The organism is Micromonospora sp. KC207 (assembly GCF_004348615.1).
Classification (GTDB): domain Bacteria; phylum Actinomycetota; class Actinomycetes; order Mycobacteriales; family Micromonosporaceae; genus Micromonospora.
Map to the genome: position 1 here is coordinate 1 of NZ_SMKJ01000048.1, position 22,591 is coordinate 22,591.

25 protein-coding genes are annotated in these 22,591 nt (G+C 73.3%); 12 read left to right on the forward strand and 13 right to left on the reverse strand.

From position 1 onward, the window contains the following. Positions 1-344, forward strand: a 344-nt coding sequence (locus E1258_RS08800; RefSeq protein ID WP_132398547.1) for a hypothetical protein, incomplete at its 5' end; no start/stop codon positions are given. Between the two features lie 10 nt (positions 345-354). Further along, entirely contained in the window at positions 355-1,311 is a 957-nt protein-coding gene (gene pheA / locus E1258_RS08805) for a prephenate dehydratase (protein ID WP_132398549.1), read from the forward strand. Positions 1,312-1,373: 62 nt separating this feature from the next. On the opposite strand, the gene E1258_RS08810 is transcribed toward pheA, so the two are convergent. From E1258_RS08810 to E1258_RS08820, 3 genes are all read right to left on the reverse strand, one after another. Next, the gene (locus E1258_RS08810; RefSeq protein WP_007073742.1) at positions 1,374-2,096 is read right to left on the reverse strand and encodes an AIM24 family protein; all 723 of its coding nucleotides are present in this window, start codon (positions 2,094-2,096) and stop codon (positions 1,374-1,376) included. A 114-nt stretch (positions 2,097-2,210) separates the two neighbouring features. Further along, a complete protein-coding gene (locus E1258_RS08815; RefSeq protein ID WP_198141743.1) occupies positions 2,211-2,555 on the reverse strand; it encodes a metallopeptidase family protein in 345 nt (114 codons plus the stop codon). Positions 2,556-2,608: 53 nt separating this feature from the next. Continuing rightward, entirely contained in the window at positions 2,609-3,040 is a 432-nt protein-coding gene (locus E1258_RS08820) for an OsmC family protein (RefSeq protein ID WP_043960915.1), read from the reverse strand. Positions 3,041-3,316: 276 nt separating this feature from the next. On the opposite strand from E1258_RS08820, the gene E1258_RS08825 reads away from it, so the two are divergent. The 3 genes from E1258_RS08825 to E1258_RS08835 all read left to right on the forward strand — a co-directional run bounded on the left by E1258_RS08825 (position 3,317) and on the right by E1258_RS08835 (position 5,913). Continuing rightward, positions 3,317-4,006, forward strand: a complete 690-nt coding sequence (locus E1258_RS08825) for a hypothetical protein (protein WP_132398551.1) — start codon at positions 3,317-3,319, stop codon at positions 4,004-4,006. 273 nt (positions 4,007-4,279) lie between these two features. Next, complete coding sequence (locus E1258_RS08830) at positions 4,280-5,101, forward strand: HAD family hydrolase (protein ID WP_132398553.1); 822 nt, start codon at positions 4,280-4,282, stop codon at positions 5,099-5,101. Beyond that, positions 5,101-5,913, forward strand: coding sequence for an HAD family hydrolase (locus E1258_RS08835; protein WP_132398555.1), 813 nt, complete (start codon positions 5,101-5,103; stop codon positions 5,911-5,913). Before E1258_RS08830 ends, E1258_RS08835 begins: the two co-directional genes overlap by 1 nt. A gap of 38 nt (positions 5,914-5,951) precedes the next feature. Here the strand turns inward: E1258_RS08835 and E1258_RS08840 are convergent, their stop codons facing one another. Next, the gene (locus tag E1258_RS08840) at positions 5,952-6,554 is read right to left on the reverse strand and encodes a bacterial proteasome activator family protein (RefSeq protein ID WP_132398595.1); all 603 of its coding nucleotides are present in this window, start codon (positions 6,552-6,554) and stop codon (positions 5,952-5,954) included. A gap of 76 nt (positions 6,555-6,630) precedes the next feature. On the opposite strand from E1258_RS08840, the gene E1258_RS08845 reads away from it, so the two are divergent. Then, positions 6,631-7,428: a S9 family peptidase gene (locus E1258_RS08845; RefSeq protein ID WP_132398557.1), complete on the forward strand. Its 798-nt coding sequence runs from the start codon at positions 6,631-6,633 to the stop codon at positions 7,426-7,428. Between the two features lie 78 nt (positions 7,429-7,506). After that, entirely contained in the window at positions 7,507-8,712 is a 1,206-nt protein-coding gene (locus E1258_RS08850; protein ID WP_132398559.1) for an ABC transporter substrate-binding protein, read from the forward strand. A 72-nt stretch (positions 8,713-8,784) separates the two neighbouring features. On the opposite strand, the gene ddaH is transcribed toward E1258_RS08850, so the two are convergent. Then, positions 8,785-9,618: a dimethylargininase gene (gene ddaH, locus E1258_RS08855; RefSeq protein WP_371688587.1), complete on the reverse strand. Its 834-nt coding sequence runs from the start codon at positions 9,616-9,618 to the stop codon at positions 8,785-8,787. A 59-nt stretch (positions 9,619-9,677) separates the two neighbouring features. Here ddaH and E1258_RS08860 point away from each other — a divergent pair, with 59 nt between their 5' ends. Further along, positions 9,678-10,130: an Lrp/AsnC family transcriptional regulator gene (locus E1258_RS08860; RefSeq protein WP_132398561.1), complete on the forward strand. Its 453-nt coding sequence runs from the start codon at positions 9,678-9,680 to the stop codon at positions 10,128-10,130. A 114-nt stretch (positions 10,131-10,244) separates the two neighbouring features. Here E1258_RS08860 and E1258_RS08865 read toward each other — a convergent pair whose 3' ends face one another. The 6 genes from E1258_RS08865 to E1258_RS08890 form a co-directional block, all read right to left on the reverse strand. Next, positions 10,245-10,838: a lytic polysaccharide monooxygenase gene (locus tag E1258_RS08865; RefSeq protein WP_243715287.1), complete on the reverse strand. Its 594-nt coding sequence runs from the start codon at positions 10,836-10,838 to the stop codon at positions 10,245-10,247. Between the two features lie 645 nt (positions 10,839-11,483). Next, positions 11,484-12,641, reverse strand: a complete 1,158-nt coding sequence (locus E1258_RS08870; RefSeq protein WP_132398565.1) for a hypothetical protein — start codon at positions 12,639-12,641, stop codon at positions 11,484-11,486. Between the two features lie 94 nt (positions 12,642-12,735). After that, positions 12,736-12,990 (reverse strand): DUF6457 domain-containing protein, encoded by a 255-nt coding sequence (locus E1258_RS08875; protein WP_132398567.1) that lies wholly within the window; start codon positions 12,988-12,990, stop codon positions 12,736-12,738. Continuing rightward, complete coding sequence (locus E1258_RS08880) at positions 12,987-13,586, reverse strand: molybdenum cofactor guanylyltransferase (RefSeq protein ID WP_132398569.1); 600 nt, start codon at positions 13,584-13,586, stop codon at positions 12,987-12,989. The genes E1258_RS08875 and E1258_RS08880 overlap by 4 nt, the downstream gene beginning before the upstream one ends. Before the next feature lie 248 nt (positions 13,587-13,834). Continuing rightward, complete coding sequence (locus E1258_RS08885) at positions 13,835-14,521, reverse strand: hypothetical protein (RefSeq protein WP_132398571.1); 687 nt, start codon at positions 14,519-14,521, stop codon at positions 13,835-13,837. Between the two features lie 59 nt (positions 14,522-14,580). Then, positions 14,581-15,087 (reverse strand): sigma-70 family RNA polymerase sigma factor, encoded by a 507-nt coding sequence (locus E1258_RS08890; protein WP_132398573.1) that lies wholly within the window; start codon positions 15,085-15,087, stop codon positions 14,581-14,583. A gap of 266 nt (positions 15,088-15,353) precedes the next feature. Between E1258_RS08890 and fdhD the strand changes: the two genes are divergently transcribed. Beyond that, positions 15,354-16,208 (forward strand): formate dehydrogenase accessory sulfurtransferase FdhD, encoded by an 855-nt coding sequence (fdhD, locus tag E1258_RS08895; protein WP_132398575.1) that lies wholly within the window; start codon positions 15,354-15,356, stop codon positions 16,206-16,208. A gap of 131 nt (positions 16,209-16,339) precedes the next feature. Then, the gene (locus E1258_RS08900) at positions 16,340-17,611 is read left to right on the forward strand and encodes a helix-turn-helix domain-containing protein (protein ID WP_132398577.1); all 1,272 of its coding nucleotides are present in this window, start codon (positions 16,340-16,342) and stop codon (positions 17,609-17,611) included. A 139-nt stretch (positions 17,612-17,750) separates the two neighbouring features. On the opposite strand, the gene E1258_RS08905 is transcribed toward E1258_RS08900, so the two are convergent. Then, positions 17,751-19,232, reverse strand: coding sequence for a cellulose binding domain-containing protein (locus tag E1258_RS08905; RefSeq protein WP_243715288.1), 1,482 nt, complete (start codon positions 19,230-19,232; stop codon positions 17,751-17,753). A 218-nt stretch (positions 19,233-19,450) separates the two neighbouring features. After that, entirely contained in the window at positions 19,451-20,491 is a 1,041-nt protein-coding gene (locus E1258_RS08910) for a DUF4192 domain-containing protein (protein WP_132398581.1), read from the reverse strand. A 170-nt stretch (positions 20,492-20,661) separates the two neighbouring features. Here E1258_RS08910 and E1258_RS08915 point away from each other — a divergent pair, with 170 nt between their 5' ends. Beyond that, positions 20,662-21,579, forward strand: coding sequence for a fructosamine kinase family protein (locus tag E1258_RS08915; RefSeq protein ID WP_132398583.1), 918 nt, complete (start codon positions 20,662-20,664; stop codon positions 21,577-21,579). Continuing rightward, positions 21,576-22,589 (forward strand): GTP 3',8-cyclase MoaA, encoded by a 1,014-nt coding sequence (moaA, locus tag E1258_RS08920; protein WP_132398585.1) that lies wholly within the window; start codon positions 21,576-21,578, stop codon positions 22,587-22,589. The genes E1258_RS08915 and moaA overlap by 4 nt, the downstream gene beginning before the upstream one ends. The last annotated feature ends 2 nt before the right edge of the window (positions 22,590-22,591 follow it).

Below are 22,591 nucleotides of genomic sequence, written 5' to 3' on the forward strand. Positions count from 1 at the left end.
CCCCGCCGACCACCTCGGGCTCCGACCTGGTCGCCATCCCCTGCCGCGATGGTCCCTCCGCAAACCGGGTCGTCGCGCTGCTGCGCGGCCCGTCCGGGGTGCTGTCCCGCTCGGTCGCGGTACGGGTGGGCGACGGCCCGCTCTGCGCCGGGGGCTGGCAGTACACGGTGCTGCGGGTGACCGGGCACGAGGAGTTGCAGGTGGTCACCCGGGGCCGGCCGAACGACCTGGAGCTGGTCACCGCCGGCACCGACGTCTGCACCATCGAGGTACGGGTGGCCGGGCCGCCCGGCATCCGGGCCCTCGCCTGCGACGCCGTCCGGGGTGGCTTACCGATTGCGTAGGCTGGGCGGCATGCCGGGAACACCGCCGACCCGTTTCGTCTACCTCGGCCCCGAGGGCACCTTCGCCGAGCAGGCGCTGCGCACCGTGCCGGCCGCCGAGCGCGGCACCCGCACGCCCGCCCGCAGCGTCGGCGAGGCGCTGGAGAGCGTCCGCGCCGGGGAGGCCGACGCGGCCCTGGTGCCGCTGGAGAACTCGGTCGGCGGCGCGGTTGGCGTGACCCTGGACGAGCTGGCCGAGGGCGAGCCCCTGGTGATCACCCGGGAGGTGATCCTGCCGGTGGAGTTCGTGCTCGGCGCCCGTCCGGGAACGTCGCCGGAGGCGATCCGCTCGGTGGCCGCTCACCCTCAGGCGTCCACCCAGTGCCGGGGTTGGCTGCGCGCGCACCTGCCGGACGCGGTCGTGGTCGACGTGCTGTCCAACGGTGCCGCCGCGGCGGGCGCGGCCACGGGCGAGTACGACGCGGCGATCTGCGCCCCGATCGGGGCCGCCCGTCACCGGCTGGCGGTGCTCGCCGACAAGATCGCCGACCATCCCGACGCGGTGACCCGGTTCGTGCTGCTGTCCCGCCCGGGCCCGCCCTCGCCCCCTACCGGGGACGACGTGACGTCGCTGGCCGTGTACATCGCCCACGACCGGGTGGGCGCACTGCTGTCGGTGCTGATGGAGCTGGCCGTACGCGGGGTGAACCTGACCCGGATCGAGTCCCGCCCGACGGGCGAGGCGCTGGGCCGGTACGTCTTCTTCCTCGACTGCACCGGCCACGTGGCCGAACGGCGGCTCGGGGAGGCGTTGCAGGGGCTGCGCCGGGTCTGCGCGGAGGTGCGCTTCCTCGGCTCGTACCCCCGGCACCGGTGGGCGCAGCCGGCAGGCGACCGGCCGGTGCCCGCGCCGGCCGGCCTGTCGGACGCCGACTACGCCGACGCGGCGGCCTGGCTGGCCCGGCTGCGCTCCGGCGAGCTGAGCTGAGGCGGGGCGCCCTCGCGTCGGGGCGCCCAGCCCGGGTCAGTCTGCCGGCCGAGGGCGACGGGTCAGCTCAGCAGGTTGCCGAGCAGGCCGCCCTGCTGCTCCTGGGCGCCGCTGCCCATGACCGGCGGCTCCTCGGAAGGCTGCACCACCACGAAGCCCTGCCCGGCGAAGCTCATCGTGAACGCCTCGCCGGTGCTGCGCCCCAGCAGCGTGCCCAGGCCGAACTGCTCGGCCCGGTGGTAACCGGTCTGCAGGTTGGCCGACCAGCAGACGGCGGCCTGCGGGTCGACGTAGGTCGGGGCGTCGACGTTGAGCACCACCGGGGTGCCCTTCGTGGTGATCGCGATCCGGCCGTGGCCGGTGAAGACACAGTTGAACAGGCCGGACGAGGACGCCATTCCGGCACCGCCGACCATGCGGATGTCGTACTGGAGGGTGGAGTCGAAGGCCAGCACGCTCGATCCGTTGATCGACAGCGCGTCGCCCGGCTCCAGGTCGATGATGTGCACGTCCTTGGCCAGCTCGGCGAGGAAGACGTCGCCCCGGCCGCTGAGCTTCATCAGCGGGACGCCCTCACCGGTGAGCTTCTGCTTGAGGAACTTGCCCAGGCCGCCGGACCCGAGCGCCTGGAACTGCACCTGCCCCTGGTAGGCGACCATCGACCCGACACGGGCCATCGCCTCGCCGTTCAGCTCGATCTTCAGCATCTTGGAGTTCTGCAGCCGCATGCCGGGCTGGGCGGACTCCTTCTCCAGGTTCTCGGCGGAGAACAGCGCGCTGCGCATGGAAGTGCCTCCTGACTCGGGGTGTTTGCCCGGAGGGTAGGTGACCAGCGCAACCAGTGGCATCGCACCGGGCAGGGCCGAACCGGGCGGACGGTAACGAGGCCGCGCGCCCGGTCAGCCCCAGCCGAGGTCGTGCAGCCGCTCGTCGTCGATGCCGAAGTGGTGGGCGATCTCGTGCACCACGGTCACCGCCACCTCGTCGACGACGTCCTCCTCCGTGTCGCAGATCCGCAGGATGGGGTGGCGGTAGATCAAGATGCGGTCCGGCAGGACGCCGGCGTAGTCCCAGCCCCGCTCGGTGAGGGCGTGCCCCTCGTAGAGGCCGAGCAGATCCTCGCCGGGGGGCGGATGGTCCTCGACGAGGATCACCACATTGCTCATCAGCCGCAGCAGCTCCTCGGGAACCTCGTCGAGGGCCTCCCCGACCAGTTCCTCGAAGCGCTCCCGGCTCATCTCCACCGCCACGCCCTCATTGTCCCGCAGGACGCGTCAGGCGCGGGGGCGCGGAACGCTCAGGAGGCGAGCCTGGCGGTGAGACTGATCTGCGCGCCCGGGGAGAGCAGGCGCGAGATCGGGCAGTTCTCCTTCGCAGTCTCGGCCAGCTTGGCGAACTGGGCCTCGTCGAGACCCGGGGCCTGACCGACCGTCTCCAGGTCGATCCGGGTCACGGTCATCCCCGCGTCGGTCTTGTCGAAGTGCACCTTCGCGGTGGTCTCCACAGAGGTGCCGGTCGCGCCGGCGTCGGCGAGCTGCTTGGAGAACGCCATCGAGAAGCAGGCCGCGTGGGCCGCCCCGATGAGCTCCTCGGGGTTGGTGCCCTCCCCCTCCTCGAATCGCGACTTGAAGGAGTAGTTCCCCTGGAGGCCGCCCTTGCCGGTGCGAACCGTGCCGGAACCCTCGGTGAGATCGCCCTGCCAACGTGCGGAAGCGGTACGGATAGGCATGAGTCGACGCTAGCACTTCAGCAGGAGATCCGTTTTAGGGTTCCGTGAGGGCTTGCCGGGCGTACTTTTCCCATTCCAGGGCACCTCTAGGTAACCCTCCTGCGATCTCCCGCTGGAGTACTAGCTAGCCGAAAGCCGGGCGGCGGGCGAGCGGCTGCCCGCGATCGTTCCCGCCGCGCCGGAGCCTGTTCCGTCCACGCGGGTCGCGTTCCCGAACGAGCGGTGCCGGCTGTGTCATGATTCGGCTCAGGCCCGCGAACGGCGGAGAGGTGGCCGATGTCCGAGGATCTCCCCATCCCCCGGCAGGACAGCCGGTCCGACGACGCCGCCGTCCTGGAGTGGGGTGGGCCCGAGCCCACGCCGCCGGGGCGGGTCGGCCGCCCGCTGTCCCGGCGCGGGTGGGACCGTGGGCTCCCGCTGGTGGCAGCCGGCCTCGGGGCGGCGGCCGCGTTCGCCTCGCTGATCGGGGAGTGGCTGGTGATGACCGTGCCGACCGGGGGGCCCGAGGGCGGCACGCTGCGGGTGCCCGGTGGGGTGTCCGACGTCGGCGGCTTCGGGCTGGGCTACCTGGTCGGCCTGTTCGCCCTGGTCGCGGCCGTAGCCCTGGCCCTGCGGGGCAGCGCCGCCGTGCGGCACGACGCCCGGGTGGCCGGCCTCGCCCTGTCGACGGCCCTGGTCGGCGTCCTGGTCGCCACGTCGTTCTCGCTGGACGACTCGGGCCAGCGGGCGCTCCTGTACTCCTCCGAGGACGGCTTCCAGATCGAGTACGGCCGGGGGCTCTGGGCAGCCTTCGTGGCCTGCGCGCTGCTGGCGGCGGCGCTGCGTCTCGCGGGCCGGGCCGACGCCGGGCAGCCGGGCGTAACCGTGCCCCGGCGGGAGGACCCGCCCAGCCGGGAGGCCGGTCTGCCGCCCGCGCCGGCCGACCTCACGGTGCAGCCGACCGTGCCCTTCGCCCGCCCGGAGTAAGGAAGGGCCCCCTGTTAACGCCTGCGGTAGAGAAGGGCCCCCTTCTCACCCCTGGGCCGCCGGGCCACGTAAACCTGGGCCGCCGGGCCACGCAAACCAGGGCCGCCGGGCCACGCAACCGGGGCGTGGTGTGGAGTTGCCGCCCGATTCGTCGGGAAGTCATGGTCGCGCCCTGTTCCCCGAGGTACGGTTGCTGCCCGCCGTCACTGCTGGTCGAGGCATCGATGACCCAACGACAGGGCTGGCGCGACGGCGGCGGCCGAAGGAGGAGCGATGACCCGCCCGGGGCTGCCCAAGCTGATCGCCACCGACCTCGACGGGACGCTGGTCCGCAGCGACGAGACGGTTTCCGCGTTCACCCACGAGGTGCTCGACCGGGTGCGGGCCGCCGGCATCCCGGTGGTCGGCGCGACGGGCCGGGGCCCGCGGCTCACCGAGCTGACCCGCAACGACATTCGCGCCGCCGACTTCCTGGTGCTCGCCGGCGGGGGCTGGGTGGTCGACCAGAGCGACCCGGCCGGCCCGGTGGTGCTGCGCGAGGAGCGACTTTCCCGCCAGGTACTGGCCCGGCTGCTCGCCGACCTGGAGGCCGAGGTCGGGCCGCTCACCGTGATGGTCGAGGCGTCCGACGAGCCCGGCGCCCCGCTCTGGGGCGACTACCACCCGAGCTGGCCCTACCCGGACCTGTTCGAGCCGCGCTCCCGCGACGAATGCCTCGCCGGCGACGTGATCAAGGCGTTCGCCCGGACCAGCGGCCACCACATCGACACGCTGTTGGAGACCGCCCGCCGGATCGTCGGCCCGGAGGTCGCCACGCTCACCCAGTCCGGGCTGGGCTTCATCGAGATCTGCCCGCCCGGGGTCGACAAGGCGTCCGGGCTGGCCGTGGTGGCGCAGCGGCTCGGGGTGGACCCGGCCGAGGTGCTGGTCTTCGGCGACATGCCCAACGACCTGCCGATGTTCGAGTGGGCCGGGTGGGCCCGGGTGGCCGTGTCCAACGCCCACCCGGCCGTCCGGGCCGCCGCCGACGAGGTGACGCTGCGCAACGACGACGACGGGGTGGCGATCTACCTGGACCGACTACTCTCCCGGTGATGGGAGAGACACCTCGACTGGTCGCCACGGACATCGACGGAACCCTGCTCACCGACGAGCGGACGCTCAGCCCCCGCACCCGGGACGCCCTCGCCCGGATGTCCACGCGAGGCACGCCGGTCGTGCTGGTCACCGGCCGCCCGATCCGCTGGCTCCAACTGGTGTACCAGCAGCTCGCCGAGCCGCTGCCGGCGATCTGCGCCAACGGCGCGGTGGTGTACGACCCGGTGACCGACGAGGTGCTCCGAGCCGATCCGCTCGCGCCGAAGCTGCTCGCCGAGGTAGCCCGCCGGCTCCGCGCCGAGGTGCCCGGGGTCAGCTTCGCGGTGGAGATCGTGGACAGCCGTGAGATGCGGCACGAAACCGACTACCCGCTGCGCTGGGACGCCGACGCCGACGCGATCCGGGCCGTCACCTCGCCCGAGGAGCTGCACTCGGTGCCGGCGGTGAAGCTGCTGGCCCGCGCCGGGGAGCAGGATCCGGACGTGTTCCTGGAGGTGGTCGCCGGGGCGCTGCGCGGGCTGGCCGAGGCGACCCACTCGTCGTACACGGGACTGGTGGAGATCTCGGCGGCCGGGGTGACCAAGGCGGCGGGCCTGGCCTGGTACTGCGCCCGGCTCGGGATCGACGAGCGGGACGTGCTGGCCTTCGGGGACATGCCCAACGACGTGCCGATGCTGACCTGGGCCGGCCGGGGGGTGGCGGTGGCCAACGCGCACCCCGCCGTCCTGGCGATCGCCGACGAGGTGACGGCGGCGAACTCCGAGGACGGCGTGGCCGCGTACCTGGAAAAGGTCTTCGGGGTGGGGTGAGCGCGCGCCGGGCCGTTCCACGGCCCGGCGCGCGAAGGTCAGAGGTACTGCCCGGTGCTGTGCCCCTCGCCGCCCTGCGGTTGGCCGATGCCCGGTATCCCCGGCATCATGCCGGCGGGGCCGCTGGGCAGCGCCTGCCGGCCGGAACGCATCTGCTCCAGCTGCACCCGGGCGGCCATCTGCTGGGCCACCAGGGCCGCCTGGATGCCGTGGAACAGCCCCTCCAGCCAGCCGACGAGCTGGGCGTGGGCGATCCGCAGTTCGCCCTCACTGGGCGCCTTGTCCTCGGTGAAGGGCAGCGAGATCCGCTCCAGCTCCTCGCGGAGCTCGGGGGCCAGGCCCTCCTTCAGCTCGACGATCGACCGTTCGTGGATCTCCCGCATCCGGTGTCGGCTCGCGTCGTCGAGCGGGGCGGCCTTGACCTCCTCAAGCAACTGCTTGATCATGCTGCCGATCCGCATCACCTTGGCGGGCTGCTCGACCAGGCGGGTCGGGTCCTCGCCCGCGGCCTCGTCGGTCTGCACCGTGCCGACCGGGCGGCCGTCCGGGCCGACCACCACCACGGTGCCGGATCGCCCGGTGCCGTCCTGGCCGGGATCGTCGTTCTGTCCAGCGGAGTGCGCTTCGGTCATGCGTTCCATCTTCACCCAGGCGGTGGGCAGAACGCTCGCCGGGACCCGCACCGGCCGGCCCGTTTTCCGCGCTACCGTCGCCGGCATGCCCGCCGATCCCCGTACCGTGCTGGACCGCCCCGCTCCCGCCCCGGACGCCACCGTCGCGTACGGCGGGCACCCGGACCAGGTCGCCGACCTCCGCCGCCCGGCGGGGGACGGCCCGCCGCGCCCGTTGGTCGTGGTGGTGCACGGCGGCTTCTGGCGGACCGAGTACGACCGCACCCACACCGGGCCGCTCGCGGTGGCGCTGGCCGCGCTCGGTCACCCGGTGGCCCAGCTTGAGTACCGGCGCACGGGGCAGCCGGGCGGCGGCTGGCCGGGCACCCTCACGGACGTGCTCGCGGGGGTGGCGGCGCTGCCCGGGCTGGCCGGGCCGGTGCTGGGCGACCGGCTGCGTCCCGGGCCGCCACTGCTGGTCGGTCACTCGGCCGGCGGCCACCTCGCCCTGTACGCCGCCGCGACCGCGCCGGAGACGGTGGCCGGGGTGCTGGCGTTGGCCCCCGTCGCGGACCTGGCCGAGGCGTACCGGCTCAACCTGGACGGCGGGGCGGTGGCCGCGCTGCTCGACGGCGGGCCGGCGGAGCACCCACAGCGGTACGCCGCCGCCGACCCTCGCCTGCTGGTGCCCATCTCGACACGGACGGTGATCCTGCACGGCCTGCTGGACCGGCAGGTGCCGGTGGGGTTGAGCCGGTCCTACACCGCCGCCGCGCGGGCGGCGGGCAGCCCCGTCCGGCTGGTGGAGCTTGCCGAATGCGAACATTTCGGGCTCATCGACCCGGAGTCCGCCGCCTGGCCGGAGGTGGCCCGTGGGCTGCGAACCCTGCACTTTGATCACTGATCATTGACGCAGCGTCGCCGAGCGGGTAGAACGCCCAGGGGACGGTATCGGCCCAGCTCAGCTCCCGGAAGGAACTCGGTGTCCCAGATGAACCGCAGGCGGGCACTTCAACTCTTGGCCGCCCTCGGTACCACGGGCCTGACCGCCGCCTGCGCCCCGGACGGCGATGAAGGGCCGGCGACCCCCACCGGCGACCCGATCAAGATCGGTCTCATCGCGCCGCAGACCGGTGGCTTCAAGGCCATCGGCGACGAGATCGTCAACGGCTTCCAGCTCTACCTCACCCTCCACGGTCAGCAGTTCGGCGGGCATCCGGTCACGGTGCTGACCGCCGACGAGGGCGAGACCGCCAACACCGGCAAGGCGGCCGTCGACAGCCTGCTCAAGCAGGGGGCGCTGGCGCTCACCGGCGTGGTCAACTCGGCCGTCATGGTGGGCATCCGGGACAACGTGGAGAAGGCCCGGGTGCCGCTGATCGGCTCCAACGCCTCACCGAAGAGCCTGCAGAGCGTCGTCTACATCTGGCGCACCTCGTACGTGCTGGACGAGCCGGGCCGGGCGATCGGTCCGTACATGGCGCAGCGGCTGCCCACCGGCAGCCGGGTCGCCATCATCGCCCCGGACAACCTCGGCTCACGGGACGTGATCCAGGGCCTCCAGGCCCAGTTCAGCACGGCCGGGTCGAACGACCCGCGGATCGCCGACCCGGTGATCTGGACCGACACCACCAGCACGCCGGGCAGCACCGCGTACGTCGCCGACATCCGCACCGCACTGGCCCGCCAGCCGGACGCGATCTTCTGCCACTTCGCCGGGCCGGCGGCGGTGCAGTTCATCAAACAGCTGCACCGCGAGGGGTGGACGGGCCCGATCTACGCCCCAGGCTTCCTCACCGAGGGCACGGTGCTCGACGAGTTGCGGGAGGTGGAGGCACGCAACATCGTGACCGCGCTGAACTACTCCGCCGACCTGAACAACACCGCCAACCGCACCTTCGCCTCGGCGTACCGCAAGACGCACGGCGCGTCCCCGACCACCTACGCGATGGCCTCGTACGACGCGGCGCAGGTGCTGGACAAGGCGATCCGGCTGGCCGGGACGAACCCGACCTCGCAGCAGATCAACCTGGCGCTGGGCAAGATCGGCCAGATCGACAGCCCACGCGGGGCCTGGCAGTTCAACCAGCCGCGCACCCCGCAGCAGAAGTGGTACCTGCGCAAGGTCCAGCGCGATGGCCAGGTGCTCTCCAACGTCCTGAGCAACGAGCTGGCCACGCTCGGCTGAACGGGTGCCCGACAGGCACGGGCCGGTCTCCCCCCGGGTGGGACCGGCCGTGCCGTCGGGTGGGCCACCCGGTCAGCCGCGCAGCTCCGCGATGCAGCACTTCACGCTGCCGCCGCCCTTGCGTACCTCGGTCAGCTCGACCGGCACCGGGGTGTAGCCGGCCGCCTTCAGCTTGCCGGCGAGCCGGGACGCCTCGCTGTTGAGGACCACGTTCGCGCCGTCGCTGACCAGGTTCAGACCGAAGGCCAGGGCGTCGGAGTCGTCCGCGACGACCGCGTCGGGGAAGAGCTGGGCGAGGACCCGCTGGCTGGCCGCCGAGAAGGCACCCGGGTAGTAGGCGATGTTCCGGTCGTCGATCGGGGCGAGCGCCACGTCGAGGTGGTAGAAGCGAGGATCGACCAGTCGCAGCGACACCACCGGGCGGCCGAGCGCCTCCTGCGCCTCGGCGTGCGCCGGCAGCTCGGTGCGGAAGCCGTGGCCGGCGAGGACCAGCCCGCCGTACGCGTCCGGCAGGTACGCGAAGTCGCCCTCGCCCTCGTTGGTCTCGTTCGGGGCGATGAAGTGCCAGCCCCGCTCCTCGTGGAAGGCGCGGTGCGCGGCGGCCTCGGCGGCCCGCTGCTCGTGCTTGAACCGGGCCCCGTAGACCGTCCCGTCGACCACGAAGGCGCCGTTGGCCGCGAACACCATGTCGGGCAGGCCGGCCTCGGGGGCGAGCAGGTGCACGTCGTGGCCGAGGCCGAGCAGCGTCTCGCGCAGCCTGTCCCACTGCTTGACCGCCAGCTCCACGTCGACGGGCGTGGTGACGTCCATCCACGGGTTGATCGCGTACTCGACGGCGAAGTGCTCGGGCGAGCACATGAGATATGTCCGGTTTCGGGGGACTCGCTGCTGGTTCACGGAGACCAAGAGTAGGTAGCCTGGAACTTTGGGAACAGCCACAACCATTGCTTCCTGAGGGCGGAACGTTGCAGATCGACGCTGTGGATCAGCGAATCATTGCGCTGCTGGTGGCGGACGCCCGCGCCTCGTACGCCGACATCGGCAGTCGGGTCTCGCTCTCCGCCCCGGCGGTCAAACGCCGGGTGGACCGGCTGCGCGCCGCCGGGGTGATCCGGGGATTCACGGCCGTCGTCGACCCGGCCGCTGTCGGCTGGACCACGGAGGCGTTCGTCGAGCTGTTCTGCGCCGGGCGGACCACTCCGGCCCAGATCGGGGTGGCCGTCCGCCGGCACCCCGAGGTCGTCGGGGCGTACACGGTCTCCGGGGAGGCGGACGCGCTGGTGCACCTGCGCGCGGCGGACATCTCGCACCTGGAGGAGGCCCTCGAACGGCTGCGCGCCGAGTCGTTCGTCACCTCCACCCGCAGCACGATCGTGCTCTCCCGCCTGGCCGAGTCCCCCGGTGTCGGCCCCGCGTAGACCCGCCACGCGGTCGGCGACCATCGGCAGCCGGACGCCCCCGTCGTTCCGGTGACACGCTCCGGCCCGGGACAGGGTCCCGGGCCGGAGCAGTGCGACTGTCGGTCGCGCCGATCAGGTGAAGTTCACGTCGCTGCACCACATGTAGGCCTGGTCGAGGTGGGATGCCTGCCAGATGACGAAGAGAATGTGGTGTCCGGTGTAACCGGAGGTCGAGACGTTGAACGTGATGTTCTGTGCCGGCGCGTAGCGTCCGGTCTGCGTGATGAAGTCGAGGTTCCCCCAACCGAGGCTCTGGGTGGCGGGATTGAACCCCTGCTTGCTGACGTAGACCCGGAAGAAGTCAGCGCCGTGGCTGGCCTGGTCGTACAACTGGATCGAGAAGCTGCGACCGACGTTGGTCGTCTTCCACGCTCCGGGCCGGTTCAGACTGTTGTTCCTGCTGAGGGCGTTGCTGCACAACTGCCCGTCGGGCGTGCGGGCCTGGAACTGTCCGCCGAGGCCGTCCCGCAATGCGCTCATCCAGTTCCACATGGTGTCGGGGTTGGCCTGCCACGCCTGGTAGCACATGGGATCCTGCTGCTGCATGGCCGGATCCATGTGCCTACTGCCCCAGGTCTGCCAACACTGGTAGGCGCGGGTCGCCGGGCTGACGATGGTGCCGTGGGCCTGGGCTGCGCCGGTCCAGGTCAGCACACCGGCCAGCATGGTGAGCACCATGACGGACGCTCGGACAGCCTGGCGGACCGCTGACCGGGATCGGCGGCCGGACTGATCGGGTTTCGGGGAACGCACTGAACATCCTCCTTCTCCGGTGACTCAAGATCGGCGCATATGCGCGCTCCCGACCAGCATCGCATTCACAACCGTATATATCAATGACCACCTATCAATATCGCTATATTCGACACTGCTGACGCATTGTTGATCTGCAAACGCGCGGAACGGACATCATTTTCCGCAGTGCCCACGACGCGGGTTCGCGTAGCGGCATGCCCGGGGTGTGCGCCTGGACCGGTTCGACCGACGCCGGAGATCAGGGGGCGGCAGATCCGAGGATGTCAACATCAGGGAGAGCACGGGCTGACAACAGCCCCGACCTCGCCAGAACCGGCCGGGTGCCCGCACCCGGCGCACGACGACCAGGCCGGGTGCCCGCACCCCGGTTCACGACGACCCGGCCAGCGTCGCCGGGCCAACCCGGCTCCCGGCCGGCTGCCCATCACCTTCAACCGTAAGGCACGGCGAGTCGCCGCGCGAGCCGGGCGGCCGAGCCCGAGAGAAACCATTGGCACGGGTGTCCACCGAGCCGACGGGTGGGCCCGGCATCCGGGCCTCACCCGCCTCCAGACCTCAGAGATACATGCCGGTGCGGTGCTCGCCCTGGTCCCGCCGCCCGGGCTTGTCGCCCTCGCCGAAGAAGCGCTTACCGCCGAACTCGCCGTGCAGCCGGTCGTCCAGCTCGTCGGCGAGGCCGGTCATCACCTGCACGGCGAGCATCAGGTGGGTGGCCTGGAAATCGCGGCCGAAGACCGGAATGGACGCCCAGACGGTGTCGTCGGCGCAATAGAGCCGGCCGATCGGCATCCGGTTGGTCAACTCGGACAGCTTCACGTAGAGCCGCTCGGTGGGCTCGACCTCCGTGAGCACCGGCGAGAAGACGTCGACCAACGGCGGATTGTCGCGGACCCGAACGAAGACCATCGCCGACCCGGCCCGGATGTTGAGGTCACCGTCGGAGTCGACCTGCAACTTGTCCGATTCGGACTTGAGCATGGCGGACACCACGGTCCGCACCTGCTCGGCCAGGACCAGCACGTCGGTGCTCGCCCCCTGCGCGGCGGCAGCCAGCGCCTCGTCCAGGTCCGCCTCCACGTCCTGGTCCGGGCCGAACTCGCTGCGCGCGGTGCCCAGGGGATCCACCGGCACGGGCTCGCCCTCGGCGTCGTGCACCAGGTACACCAGGAAAGCCGGGTGCGGCACGCCGTAGACGTCCCGAAGGGTGCGGGAGAGCAGCGCGGCCAGCCGGGTCGCCTCGGCGGTGTCGCCGGTCAGGCCGAAGTGCTCGCCGGAGCCCTCGACCACCCCGGGCGGGGACCAACCCAGCGCCACCATGTCCGCGACGGCCGCCCGGTCCAGCCGGTAGCCCTGCGGGAGGGTCGCGTTGCCGACGGCCCGTGCGGAGAGCCGGCCGTCGTCGCCCAGGTCGACGCTTATGGAGTAGACCGCGTCGCCGGTGCCGGAGGCGGTGGGATCGAGGGTCAGCTCGACATGCGAACCGGCGGGCAGCTCACGCAGCCGCTCGGCGAGGGCCCGGGCGAACTCGCGCCAGGCCTCCGTCACCTTGGCCCGCAGGTCGGTCGTGGTCGGCTCGTCCAGCAGGATCGACTCGTGCTGATGCTCCGACGGGCCGCCGTGGGGCGCCGGGCTGCCATGCTCCGGCGGGCCGCCATGCTCACGGGGGCCGCCGGGCGGGTCTGAGGCCGGCGTCGAGGGGTGGCCTACCGTCATGATCGCCTCCGTCCGTTCCGGTCACCCTACCCAGGTCGCCCGAAGCCCGAGTCAGGCCGGACCGGGATCGGACACCGGCCCGCCGAAGCGGCCATCAGGCCGGGGGCCGCTCACCCAGCTCGATCGGCCAACCGCCGGCCAGCTCGCTGAGCCGGCCGGCCGCCGCCACCGGGTCGGCCCCGCGCCCGACCGCCAGTCCGAGCAGGTACGCGGAGACCGGGGCACCCGGCCGCAGCACCTGGTGCGCGACATCCCGGGCCAGGTCGAGCACAACCGGCACCGGCACCTCGGCGGGGTCCAGGCTCAACTCCACGCAGGCCGCCGTGACCCAGTCCTCCAGCACCGTCATCGCGTCCACTCCTCCGCCCGGCGTACGTCCTCGTCAGTGTCGCAGTCGAACCAGGGCGGTGGGCCCGCCCCGGGCCAGGGCACGTCGCGCACGGCCAACCCGGCGAGCAGCGCCCGCACCGACGCGCCGTCGAGCGAGCCGCCCCGGGCGGCGGCGAGCCGGTCGAGCGCGACCCGCAGCGGCGCGACCCGCCACACCCCGCACAGATGCTGCCGCCGGCCGTCGAGGTCGACGAGGCACGCCCCGTCCACCGCCGGGTCGGCGAGCTGGTCGCGCAGCAGGCGCATCGCGTCCCGGGTCAGCAGGGGCAGGTCGGCGGCAAGCAGCGCCACGGTCGGCGTGCCGGCGGGCAGCAGGGACAGACCCGCCGCGACGGCGGCGACCGGACCGCCTCCCGGAGGGCTCTCCCGGGTCGACCGGACCCCCATTGGCACCGGGCCGGCTGGGCCCACCACGACCCGGACGTCGGCGTCGACGACGGCGTCCAGCACCCGGTCGCGCATCGGCCGGCCGCCGATTGGCACCCCTGCCTTGTCCACGCCGCCCATCCGGCGCGCGGCCCCGCCCGCCAGCACGACCGCCGCCCAGTCCGCCACGCGGTCACCGTACCCGCCCGGCCCGGCCGGGGGGCCGGCGCGTGCGGCGGAACGATCACGTCGGCCCGGCCGGCGTCGGCGGGACCCTCACCCAGAGCAGTCCGGTGTACCCGGTAGGAGTGGCCAACGGTGTGAGCCTCGGCCAATCACCGAACGTCTGAGCCCGAAGGGATCGGGGCGGCGAGCCGGCGGGCCGCTCCCAGCCCGCCGGCTGCCGAGACCTCACCGAGGCGCGGCAGGCTGGTGGATCAGCCGCCAACGGTCTGCGCCTCGTCGGTAACGGTGACGCCCTCCGCGAAGTGCACGATCTGGTCGTCGCCGAGGCCCAGCGCCCCCGGGACCTGCACCAGGATCCGCCGCCCCGCGGCGTCCGGGAAAATCAGCCACCGGACGTCCGACAGCTTGCCCTCCGCCTCCCACGGGAAGCCGAGCTGACCCGCCCTGCCGTTGACGTCGACCTGCGTCACGGGCGTTCCCTCGGGAAGCCGGGACAGGCTTTGCAGGGACACCGAGATCTGGCCCTGGAGGCTGACGGCGTGCCCGGGAGCCGGCGGGGCCGGCTCCTTGCCGGGCGGTGCCACCACGAACATGCTCCTGTCCGACGAGACCACCCGCCAGCCCTGCGGCACGGTGCTCACCTCGAAGCCGACCGGCTGGGCGCCGGTGTAGGCGACGAGCTGTAGCCGCGTCGCCTGCGTCGCCGTCGGGGCGGGCCCACCCGCAGCAGTGGTCGTGGGCATGGCACCGCCGAACTGCCCGGCGCCCACCACGGCGACGGCGGCGGCGATGGCGATGGACCACGCGAAGCGTTGCCGCCGGCGGCGGGTCAGCGCGCGGTTTCCCCGGGCCACGTCGCCAGCGACGACATCCGGGCTGGTCCGGTCGGGCGTGACGGCACTGGGCAGGGCCCGCAGGACGTCCATGACGTCTGGCATGTCGGTACTCCTTCGATCGGTCGAACGGGTTCGGATGAGGGTCGAGGTCGAGGTCGGGCTCAGGCGAAGTCGTACGCATGTCCGGGAAGGAGCGCCCGCAGCCGCTCCAGCCCTCGGGCGCTCTGGCTCTTGACGTTGCCCTCGCTGCACCGCATGGCGTCGGCGGTCTCGGTGACGCTCAGCCCCTCGACGTACCGCAGCACCACCGCCGCCCGCATGCTGTTCGGCAGGGTCGCCAGCAACGCCAGCACCCTCGTCTCGTCGCCGCCCGCGTCCTCGCCGGTCACGACGTCGGGCAACTGCGCGTGCACCCGCTCACGCCGGTGAAACAGGCTCCGGCGCTCGTCCGTCGCCGCGTTCACGACACACCGCCGGGCGTACGCGTACGCGGTGTCCGGCCGCACCCTCGGCCAGGCCAGGTACAGGCGAGTCAGCGCCGTCTGCACCACGTCCTCGGCCCTGGCCAGGTCACCGGAGACCAACAACGTCGCCACGCGCACCAGCGCGGCGCGCCGGGCCGACACGAACTCGGTGAACTCGCGATCCCGTTCGGAAGGCCGTTTCACAGGCCACCCACCTCTCCTCGTCCCCGCTTGCCACTCGGACACCTCCCCTACGGGATCGCCGCCGGATCCGTTGCATGCCGGGCGAGTAGCCTCGCCGCCACCGCCGGGCCACGTCCGCGCCGGCCGCCCCGGAAACCGGGCCACGACCGAGCACCGATGCCCTCCAGGCGGCCCTTCCGGGAAGAGTTCGACGGCCGACGAGGCCGCCACCTGCGGCGGCCGGGGTCCGAACCTCGACGAGGTGACCGGTCGGGCAGGATGGCGGGATGGGACGGGCGACTGACCGGCGGAGCGTGCTACGGATCGACCTCGACGCGGCGGACCCGGCCCGCGGCGCCGTGCGCCGACCGGACAGCCTCTCGGTCGAGGAGCCGCTGGAGATCCGGGTCGGGCCGGGTGGCCCGGGTCGCCGACGGCCATTGGCGGTGACCATGCGTACCCCCGGCGACGACCTCGACCTGGCGATCGGTTTCCTGCTCACCGAGGGGCTGATCCGCGACGACGCGGACGTGCGCACGGCCCAGCTCTGCGCCGGCCCGGACACCCCGAACACGTACAACGTGGTCGACGTGGTGCTCGCCCCCGGCGTGCCCGAGCCAGCCGCCGACCCGACCCGGAACTTCTACACCACCAGCTCCTGCGGGGTCTGCGGCAAGGCGAGCATCGACGCGGTGCGGACCCGCTCCAGGTACGCCGTCGCGGACGACCCACTCACCGTGCCGGCCACGCTGCTGGCCGAGCTGCCGGACCGGCTGCGCGCCGCGCAGCGTCACTTCGACCGCACCGGCGGGCTGCACGCCGCCGCGCTCTTCACCGGCGACGGAAAGCTGGTGGCGCTGCGCGAGGACGTCGGCCGGCACAACGCCGTCGACAAGGTCGTCGGCTGGGCCGTCCGGCAGGGCCGCCTGCCGCTGGCCGGGCACCTGCTGCTGGTCTCCGGTCGGGCGAGCTTCGAGCTGACCCAGAAGGCGTGGATGGCGGGCGTGCCGTTGCTCGCGGCGGTCTCCGCTCCCAGCACCCTGGCCGGGGACCTCGCCGAGGAGGCGGGCATGACTTTGGTCGGCTTCCTGCGCGACCGGACCATGAACGTCTACGCGGGAGCCCACCGGATCGGCCACTGACCAGGCGTTCACGGGTTACTCACCGGTTGTTATGGCGATGCTCACGCCAGTGCGGACACCGCCGGACCGATGCTCCGTGCAACGATCGACACGCTACGTGAGCGTTGACGTGTAGCGGCTGGCGGAAGGACATGCGCGTCGGCATGCAGCAGCGGGCTGGTTTCGGGCAATGGCTCCGGACGTTGCGGGGCAACCGCGGCCTGACCCAGGAGGAGCTGGCCGAGGCGTCCGGGTCCAGCGTCCGCACCATCCGGGAGATGGAACGCGGCCGGGTCCGCACACCCCAGCGGCGTACGGTCGGGCTCCTCGCCGACGCGCTCGGCTTGGCCGGCGCGGACCGCGACCGCTTCCTCGGCCTGGCCCGCGCCGGCCACCGCCCGTCCGCGCCCGTGGCCGCGACCCCGGTGGTCCCCTCGGAGCTGCCCGCCGCCGTGCCGAACCTCATCGGCCGGGAGGCGGAACTCGCCGTGCTGGCCCGCCTGACCACCGGGGTCACCGACGGCAGCGCCACGACCGCCTCCGTCGTCGTGCTGCACGGTCCACCCGGCACCGGCAAGAGCAGCCTCACGGTGGCCGCCGGGCACCGTCTCGGCACCGGGTTCGCCGACGGCCAGCTTTTCCTCGACCTGCACGGCACCGCCCCCGCCGGCCCCGTCGATCCGGCCGAGGCACTGGCCGGCCTGCTGCGCTCCCTCGGGCTGCCCGAGGACGCGATCCCGGGCCCGCCCGAACAGCGGGGCCGGCTGTTCCGCACCCTCACCCGGAACCGGCGCCTGCTGATCGTGGCGGACGACGCCGCCGACGAGGCCCAGGTACGCCCGCTACTGCCGGCCGGACGGCACTGCCTGACCCTGGTCACCAGCCGGCGCCCGCTGACCGGGCTCACCGGTGCCGTCCGGATCCCCGTCGGGCTGCTCGCCCCGGAGGCCGCCCGACGGCTGCTCGCCTCGATCGTCGGCGAGGACCGGCTGGCCGCCGACCCGGCGGCCACGGCCGAACTGGTGGAGCTCTGCGGCCGGCTGCCGCTGGCGATCCGGGTCGCCGGCAACCGGCTGGCCAGCCGGCCAGGGTGGCCGGTCGCCCAACTCGCCGCCCAGCTCGCCGACCCGCACCGCCGGTTGACCGCGCTGACAGCCGGGGACCTCGACGTCCGGGCCGCGTTCGACGTGTCGTACCGCCGGCTCGGCCCGGCCGCCGCCGGGGTCTTCCGGCGGGCGTCCCTCGTGCCCGGGGCGGAGTTCGACGCCGCGCTGCTCGCCGCCGTCACGGGCATCGACGTCGAGAGGGCGGCGGCGGCCGCCGAGGAGCTGGTGGACGCCGGTCTGCTGCTTCAGGGAGATGATCGGTACGAGTTCCACGGCCTGGCCCGGATCTACGCCCACGAACGCCTCTCCGAGGAGTAAGGAAGGGGCCCCTGTTAACGCCTGAGGTATACAAGGGTCCCCCTCTCACGCAGCACGAACCAGCGCAGCACGAACGGCAGAGCGGTGGGCCCCACCGGGTGCCCGCCCGGTGGAGCCCACCTGTGGTGGAAAGCTGTGATCAGGAGCAGGAGCTGCCGTTCAGGGTGAACGGGGCCGGAATGGTGGCCGGCCCGTCGGCCGTGAAGCCGAAGCTCACCGAGCCACCGGACGGGATCGTGGCGTTGTAGTTCTCGTTGGTGACCGTCACGGTCGCGCCAATCTGCTGGAAGACGCCGTTCCAGCGCCCCTGCACGACCTGGTTGCCGCCGAACGTCCACCCGACGTTCCAACCGGTGAGCTGCGGGCCGTCGTTGTAGACGGTGACGGCTGCCTCGTAACCGGTGCCCCAGGAGTTGGTTACGGCGAAGGAGACCCGGCAGGTGGCGGCCGCCCCGGTCACCGGCACGATGTCGCCGAAGTCGTCCCGGGCGGTGGCGAAGTCCTGGAACCCGAACCCGGGCCCGGCCGAACGGGTCGTGGTGCCGGCGGCCAGGACGGTGCCGTTGGCGTTGACCGCGTACACCGGGCCGCCGCTGTCACCGCTGCGGGCCGAGTCGTCGCCGTCGAGCTGGGTGGCCTCGACCAGGTCCTCCCGGTCGGTGTAGTGGAACTGCACCTCCAGGTTGCAGACCGGAGTGCCGATCTCCCAGGCCGAGGTCGCCCCGGACTGGCAGAGGAGCTGACCGGGGAACACCTCGGTCCAGCCAACCACCCGGGCCTTCACCTCGTCGTTCGAGCCGCCGACGTAGAGCCAGCCGCCGGCCGACGGGGTGGCGATCAGCATCGTGTCGTGGTCGGCGTTCTTGTGGGTCTGGAGACCGATCGGCTCGCCCTGACCGTCGCTCCACTGCGATCCCACCGAGCCGCAGTGCCCGGCGCTGAGCAGGTGGTTGGTGCCCGTGGGCACCTCGCGTACGCCGAAGCCGACGGTGCAGCCGGCGCCGGAGTCGTTCCAGATCCGGGCCCCGCCGTTCCACGGGGCCGAGTCGTTCTCACGCGAGCGGGGAACCAGCCGGTCCCGCTCCACGACGGTGGTGCGCACCCCGGTCGCCGGCAGCTTCGGCAGCGCCGCGTCTGCGTCGTCGACGGCGATCTCGATGCCCGAGCCGTCGGTACGCAGCCGCACGTCGTGGGCGGCGTCACGCGCGTCGCCGTCCACCACGGGCGCGATCCGCGCGGCGGCGGCGACCAGCTCGGTCTTCGCGTACGCAGCCCTGGCGACCTCGACCGGCGCGATCCGGCGGGCGGTGGCGACGGCCGAGGCGATGTCGGCCGGAAGGGTGCCCTTCCACCAGAGCGTGACGTGGTCGCCGACCAGCCCGATGCCGGCGTAGCCGCGCGAGGGGCCCCGCTCGACGGCGGCCCGCAGCCCGGTCGCCGCGTCGACCAGCGGCACCTGCGCGAGCATCCGGTCCCCGGTGTCACCCGGGATCAGGTCGAGGATCGAGGCGTCGCCCGCCCCGGGGGTGGGGGCGGCCTCGGCGTGGGCGGAGACCGCCACCGGGGCGACCAGGGCCGTGGCACCGACAAACACCCCTGCGGCGAGGATACGGGAAGTCACCTTCCAGGCTTGTTTCATAACCCAGAGTCAACCGACGGCGGTACGCGCGAACCAGGCAGGACGGCCGGCAGGAGGCTCCTGCCGGCCGTCCTGCCGGCCGCCCGGAATCCCACGATCGTCTGTCGCGTAGGGATCAAGCCTGACCGCCCGGAGCGGGCGGGCCCCGGCTAACCCCCACCCATATACCGAGCAGGCCGACCCACCGAGCCCCATCCGCCTCAGGGATCGCGGCGACGTCGCCGTCGGCGGAGCACCCCCGGCGGGCGGTTCGCCGGCCAGCCGTCGAGCCGGGACGGCGGCACCCCACGACGCAGCAGGTCGTCAAGGAGCAGGGCGAGCGAGTAGTCCGGGTGTGCCTCCAGCACCCGTTCCAGCGTCACGGCCGCCAGGGCACCCTGCCCAGCCCGCCAGGCGGCGAAGGTGAGCAGCGAGCCCGGGGCGGCGATCAGGTCCCGTTCGGCGCGGCGCAGCACGTCCGTCCAGAGGGCGATGTCCCCGTCCCGCCCGTCGGTGCGCTCCCAGGCGTGATCGCGGACGGGCAGGTGGGTCAGCAGCAGCGTCAGCCAGGCCACCTCGTCGTCGGTGAGCCGTTCGCCCCGGCGGCTGTGGCGCTGGGCGGCGTGGACGGCGTCCACGCCGGCCCGGCGCAGCGCGCGCCCGCCGAGCAGGTCGGCCTCGGTTGCTCCGGTGATCAGGGCGTCCAGCTTGCGCTCGGCGCGGTCGACCGCATGGCGCATCGCCACCCGCGCCGGGCCGCCGATCGGGGCCACCTGCGCGGTCAGGGCCGCCCGGTCGGGCAGCGCCACCTGGCCGGCGAAGACGGCCGCCACGCTGACCTCGCTGGTCCCGATGTCGTACGGGGTGCCCTCGGGCGGGCAGCAGGCCGGCTCGTCGCACAGGTAGGACCAGTATCGGCCGCCGGTGACCCGCAGCGCGTCGAGCACGGCGAGCCCGGCGGTGGCCAGCGAGGCGCGTACCGCGTCGACGGCGGGGGTGACCCCCGGCGCGTCGCCGTAGCCGAGCACGGTGGCGGACTCGGCCTCCTGCCGGGCGATCACGCCGGCCAGGTGGGTGGCCGGGGCCAGCGGGTCGTCGCCGGGGCCGGGCAGGTCCGCGCGGGCGGCGAAGACGATCCGCCGGCCCCGCAGAGCCACCACCACCACGCTGTCGGCGGGGTGGAAACCGAGCAGGTAGGGCACGGCGGCGATGAGGTCGGCAGGCGAACGGACGGTGAGCCGGGCGGGGTCGGTACGGGTCATGCAGGCAGGGTGGGCCGCGCACGGGCACCCCCGGGGGGCCTGTGGACGACACGCCGGGTCGTCCACACTACGGACAGTATTCCCGCAGTTCAGCGCGGTGCGTAAACGAGGCGGAGACAACGGCCGGGTGGGCCGCACGGCTGGGCGGCGCAAGCGGCTACCTTGCGCACATGGACCTGGCGTACCTGCGGGCGCATCCGGAGCACCTCCCCACCTTCCTCACCCACCAGCGGATCCGGGAGACGCCGGTGGCCGGCGGGGACGTCTGCGCGGCGTCCCGGCTGACCCTGGACGACGGGCACTCGGTCTTCGCCAAGACCTGGCCGCAGAAACGGGCCGGGCGGCCGGCGCCGGAGGGCTTCTTCGCGGCCGAGGCGGCCGGGTTGCGCTGGCTGCGGGAGGCCGGCGCGTTGGCCGTACCGGAGGTGGTGGTGGCGCTGCCGGAACTGCTGGCGCTCGACTGGGTCGAGCCCGGCGAGCCGACGCCGGAGGCCGCCGAGCGGTTCGGCCGCGACCTGGCCGCGCTGCATCGCGCCGGGGCCCCCGCGTTCGGCGCGGAGTGGGCCGGCTTCGTCGGCGCGCTCCCGCAGGACAACACGCCGGACGACGGCCCGTGGCCAGCGTGGTTCGCCCGGCGGCGGCTGTCGCCGTACCTGCGGATGTCGGTCGACGGCGGCGCGCTCACCGCCGTCGAGACCGCCCTGGTCGAACAGGTCGTCGACCGGGTCGACGAGTTCGGCGGCGACGAACCGCCGGCCCGGGTGCACGGCGACCTGTGGCCGGGCAACGTGCTCTGGGGGGCCGACGAGCAGGCGTGGCTGGTCGACCCGGCCGCGCACGGCGGCCACCGGGAGACGGACCTGGCCCAGCTGGCGCTCTTCGGCGGCCCGCCGCACCACGACCGGATCATGGCGGCCTACCGGGAGGCGTGGCCACTGGCCGACGGGTGGCGCGAGCGGGTGCCGCTGCACCAGCTCCACCTGCTGCTCGTGCACGCCGCCCTGTTCGGCGCGGCGTACCGCGATGCGGTCGGCGCCGCCGCCCGGGACACCCTGCGCGGGGCCGGGCGCGCTACCGTCGAACGGTGACCGCCGCACGAGGAACAGACGGCGTCCTCGTCGACCGGTACGGCCGCGTCGCCCGGGACCTGCGCGTCTCGCTGACCGACAAGTGCAATCTGCGCTGCACCTACTGCATGCCGGCCGAGGGGCTGCCCTGGCTGGCCGGGTCGCAGTTGCTGAGCGACGACGAGATCGTCCGGCTGGTCCGGGTGGCGGTGCGACGGCTCGGGATCACCGAGGTGCGGTTCACCGGCGGGGAGCCGCTGATCCGCCCCGGCGTGGTCGGCATCGTGGCCGCGGTGGCCGGACTGGAGCCCCGGCCCCGGATCTCGCTGACCACGAACGGGCTCGGGCTGGACCGGCTGGCCCCGGCCCTGCGGGCCGCCGGCCTGGACCGGGTGAACGTGTCCCTGGACACCCTCGACGCCGGGCGGTTCGCCCGGTTGACCCGCCGCGACCGGCTCGCCGACGTGCTCGCCGGGCTGGCCGGGGCCGCCGCAGCCGGGCTCACCCCAGTGAAGGTCAACAGCGTGCTGATGCGGGGCGTCAACGACGACGAGGCCCCGGCGCTGCTCCGCTTCGCCCTGGCCCACGGCTACGAGCTGCGGTTCATCGAGCAGATGCCGTTGGACGCGCAGCACGGCTGGGACCGCGCCGCGATGGTCACCGCAGACGAGATCCTCGTCACACTGCGTACCGGATTCGACCTGACCCCGGACCCGGCCGTGCGGGGTGCGGCCCCGGCCGAGACCTGGCTGGTCGACGGCGGTCCCGCGCGGGTCGGCGTGATCGGCAGCGTGACCAGGCCGTTCTGCGGCGACTGCGACCGGACCCGGCTCACCGCCGACGGGCAAATCCGGGCCTGCCTCTTCGCCAGCGAGGAGTCCGACCTGCGCGGCGCGCTGCGGGCCGGGGCGGACGACGACGAGCTGGCCCGGCGGTGGCGGGCGGCGATGTGGGGCAAACGGGCCGGGCACGGCATCGACGACCCGACGTTCCTCCAGCCGGCCCGGCCGATGTCCGCGATCGGCGGGTGACC

What these genes read in the sequence shown, in the direction of transcription:
- pheA (WP_132398549.1), top strand. Translation starts at nt 355, where the DNA reads ATGCCGGGAACACCGCCGACCCGTTTCGTCTACCTCGGCCCCGAGGGC.
- E1258_RS08810 (WP_007073742.1), bottom strand. Translation starts at nt 2,096, where the DNA reads ATGCGCAGCGCGCTGTTCTCCGCCGAGAACCTGGAGAAGGAGTCCGCC.
- E1258_RS08820 (WP_043960915.1), bottom strand. Translation starts at nt 3,040, where the DNA reads ATGCCTATCCGTACCGCTTCCGCACGTTGGCAGGGCGATCTCACCGAG.
- E1258_RS08825 (WP_132398551.1), top strand. Translation starts at nt 3,317, where the DNA reads ATGTCCGAGGATCTCCCCATCCCCCGGCAGGACAGCCGGTCCGACGAC.
- E1258_RS08830 (WP_132398553.1), top strand. Translation starts at nt 4,280, where the DNA reads ATGACCCGCCCGGGGCTGCCCAAGCTGATCGCCACCGACCTCGACGGG.
- E1258_RS08835 (WP_132398555.1), top strand. Translation starts at nt 5,101, where the DNA reads ATGGGAGAGACACCTCGACTGGTCGCCACGGACATCGACGGAACCCTG.
- E1258_RS08840 (WP_132398595.1), bottom strand. Translation starts at nt 6,554, where the DNA reads ATGGAACGCATGACCGAAGCGCACTCCGCTGGACAGAACGACGATCCC.
- E1258_RS08845 (WP_132398557.1), top strand. Translation starts at nt 6,631, where the DNA reads ATGCCCGCCGATCCCCGTACCGTGCTGGACCGCCCCGCTCCCGCCCCG.
- E1258_RS08865 (WP_243715287.1), bottom strand. Translation starts at nt 10,838, where the DNA reads ATGCTGGCCGGTGTGCTGACCTGGACCGGCGCAGCCCAGGCCCACGGC.
- E1258_RS08870 (WP_132398565.1), bottom strand. Translation starts at nt 12,641, where the DNA reads ATGACGGTAGGCCACCCCTCGACGCCGGCCTCAGACCCGCCCGGCGGC.
- E1258_RS08875 (WP_132398567.1), bottom strand. Translation starts at nt 12,990, where the DNA reads ATGACGGTGCTGGAGGACTGGGTCACGGCGGCCTGCGTGGAGTTGAGC.
- E1258_RS08885 (WP_132398571.1), bottom strand. Translation starts at nt 14,521, where the DNA reads ATGCCAGACGTCATGGACGTCCTGCGGGCCCTGCCCAGTGCCGTCACG.
- fdhD (WP_132398575.1), top strand. Translation starts at nt 15,354, where the DNA reads ATGGGACGGGCGACTGACCGGCGGAGCGTGCTACGGATCGACCTCGAC.
- E1258_RS08900 (WP_132398577.1), top strand. Translation starts at nt 16,340, where the DNA reads ATGCGCGTCGGCATGCAGCAGCGGGCTGGTTTCGGGCAATGGCTCCGG.
- E1258_RS08910 (WP_132398581.1), bottom strand. Translation starts at nt 20,491, where the DNA reads ATGACCCGTACCGACCCCGCCCGGCTCACCGTCCGTTCGCCTGCCGAC.
- E1258_RS08915 (WP_132398583.1), top strand. Translation starts at nt 20,662, where the DNA reads ATGGACCTGGCGTACCTGCGGGCGCATCCGGAGCACCTCCCCACCTTC.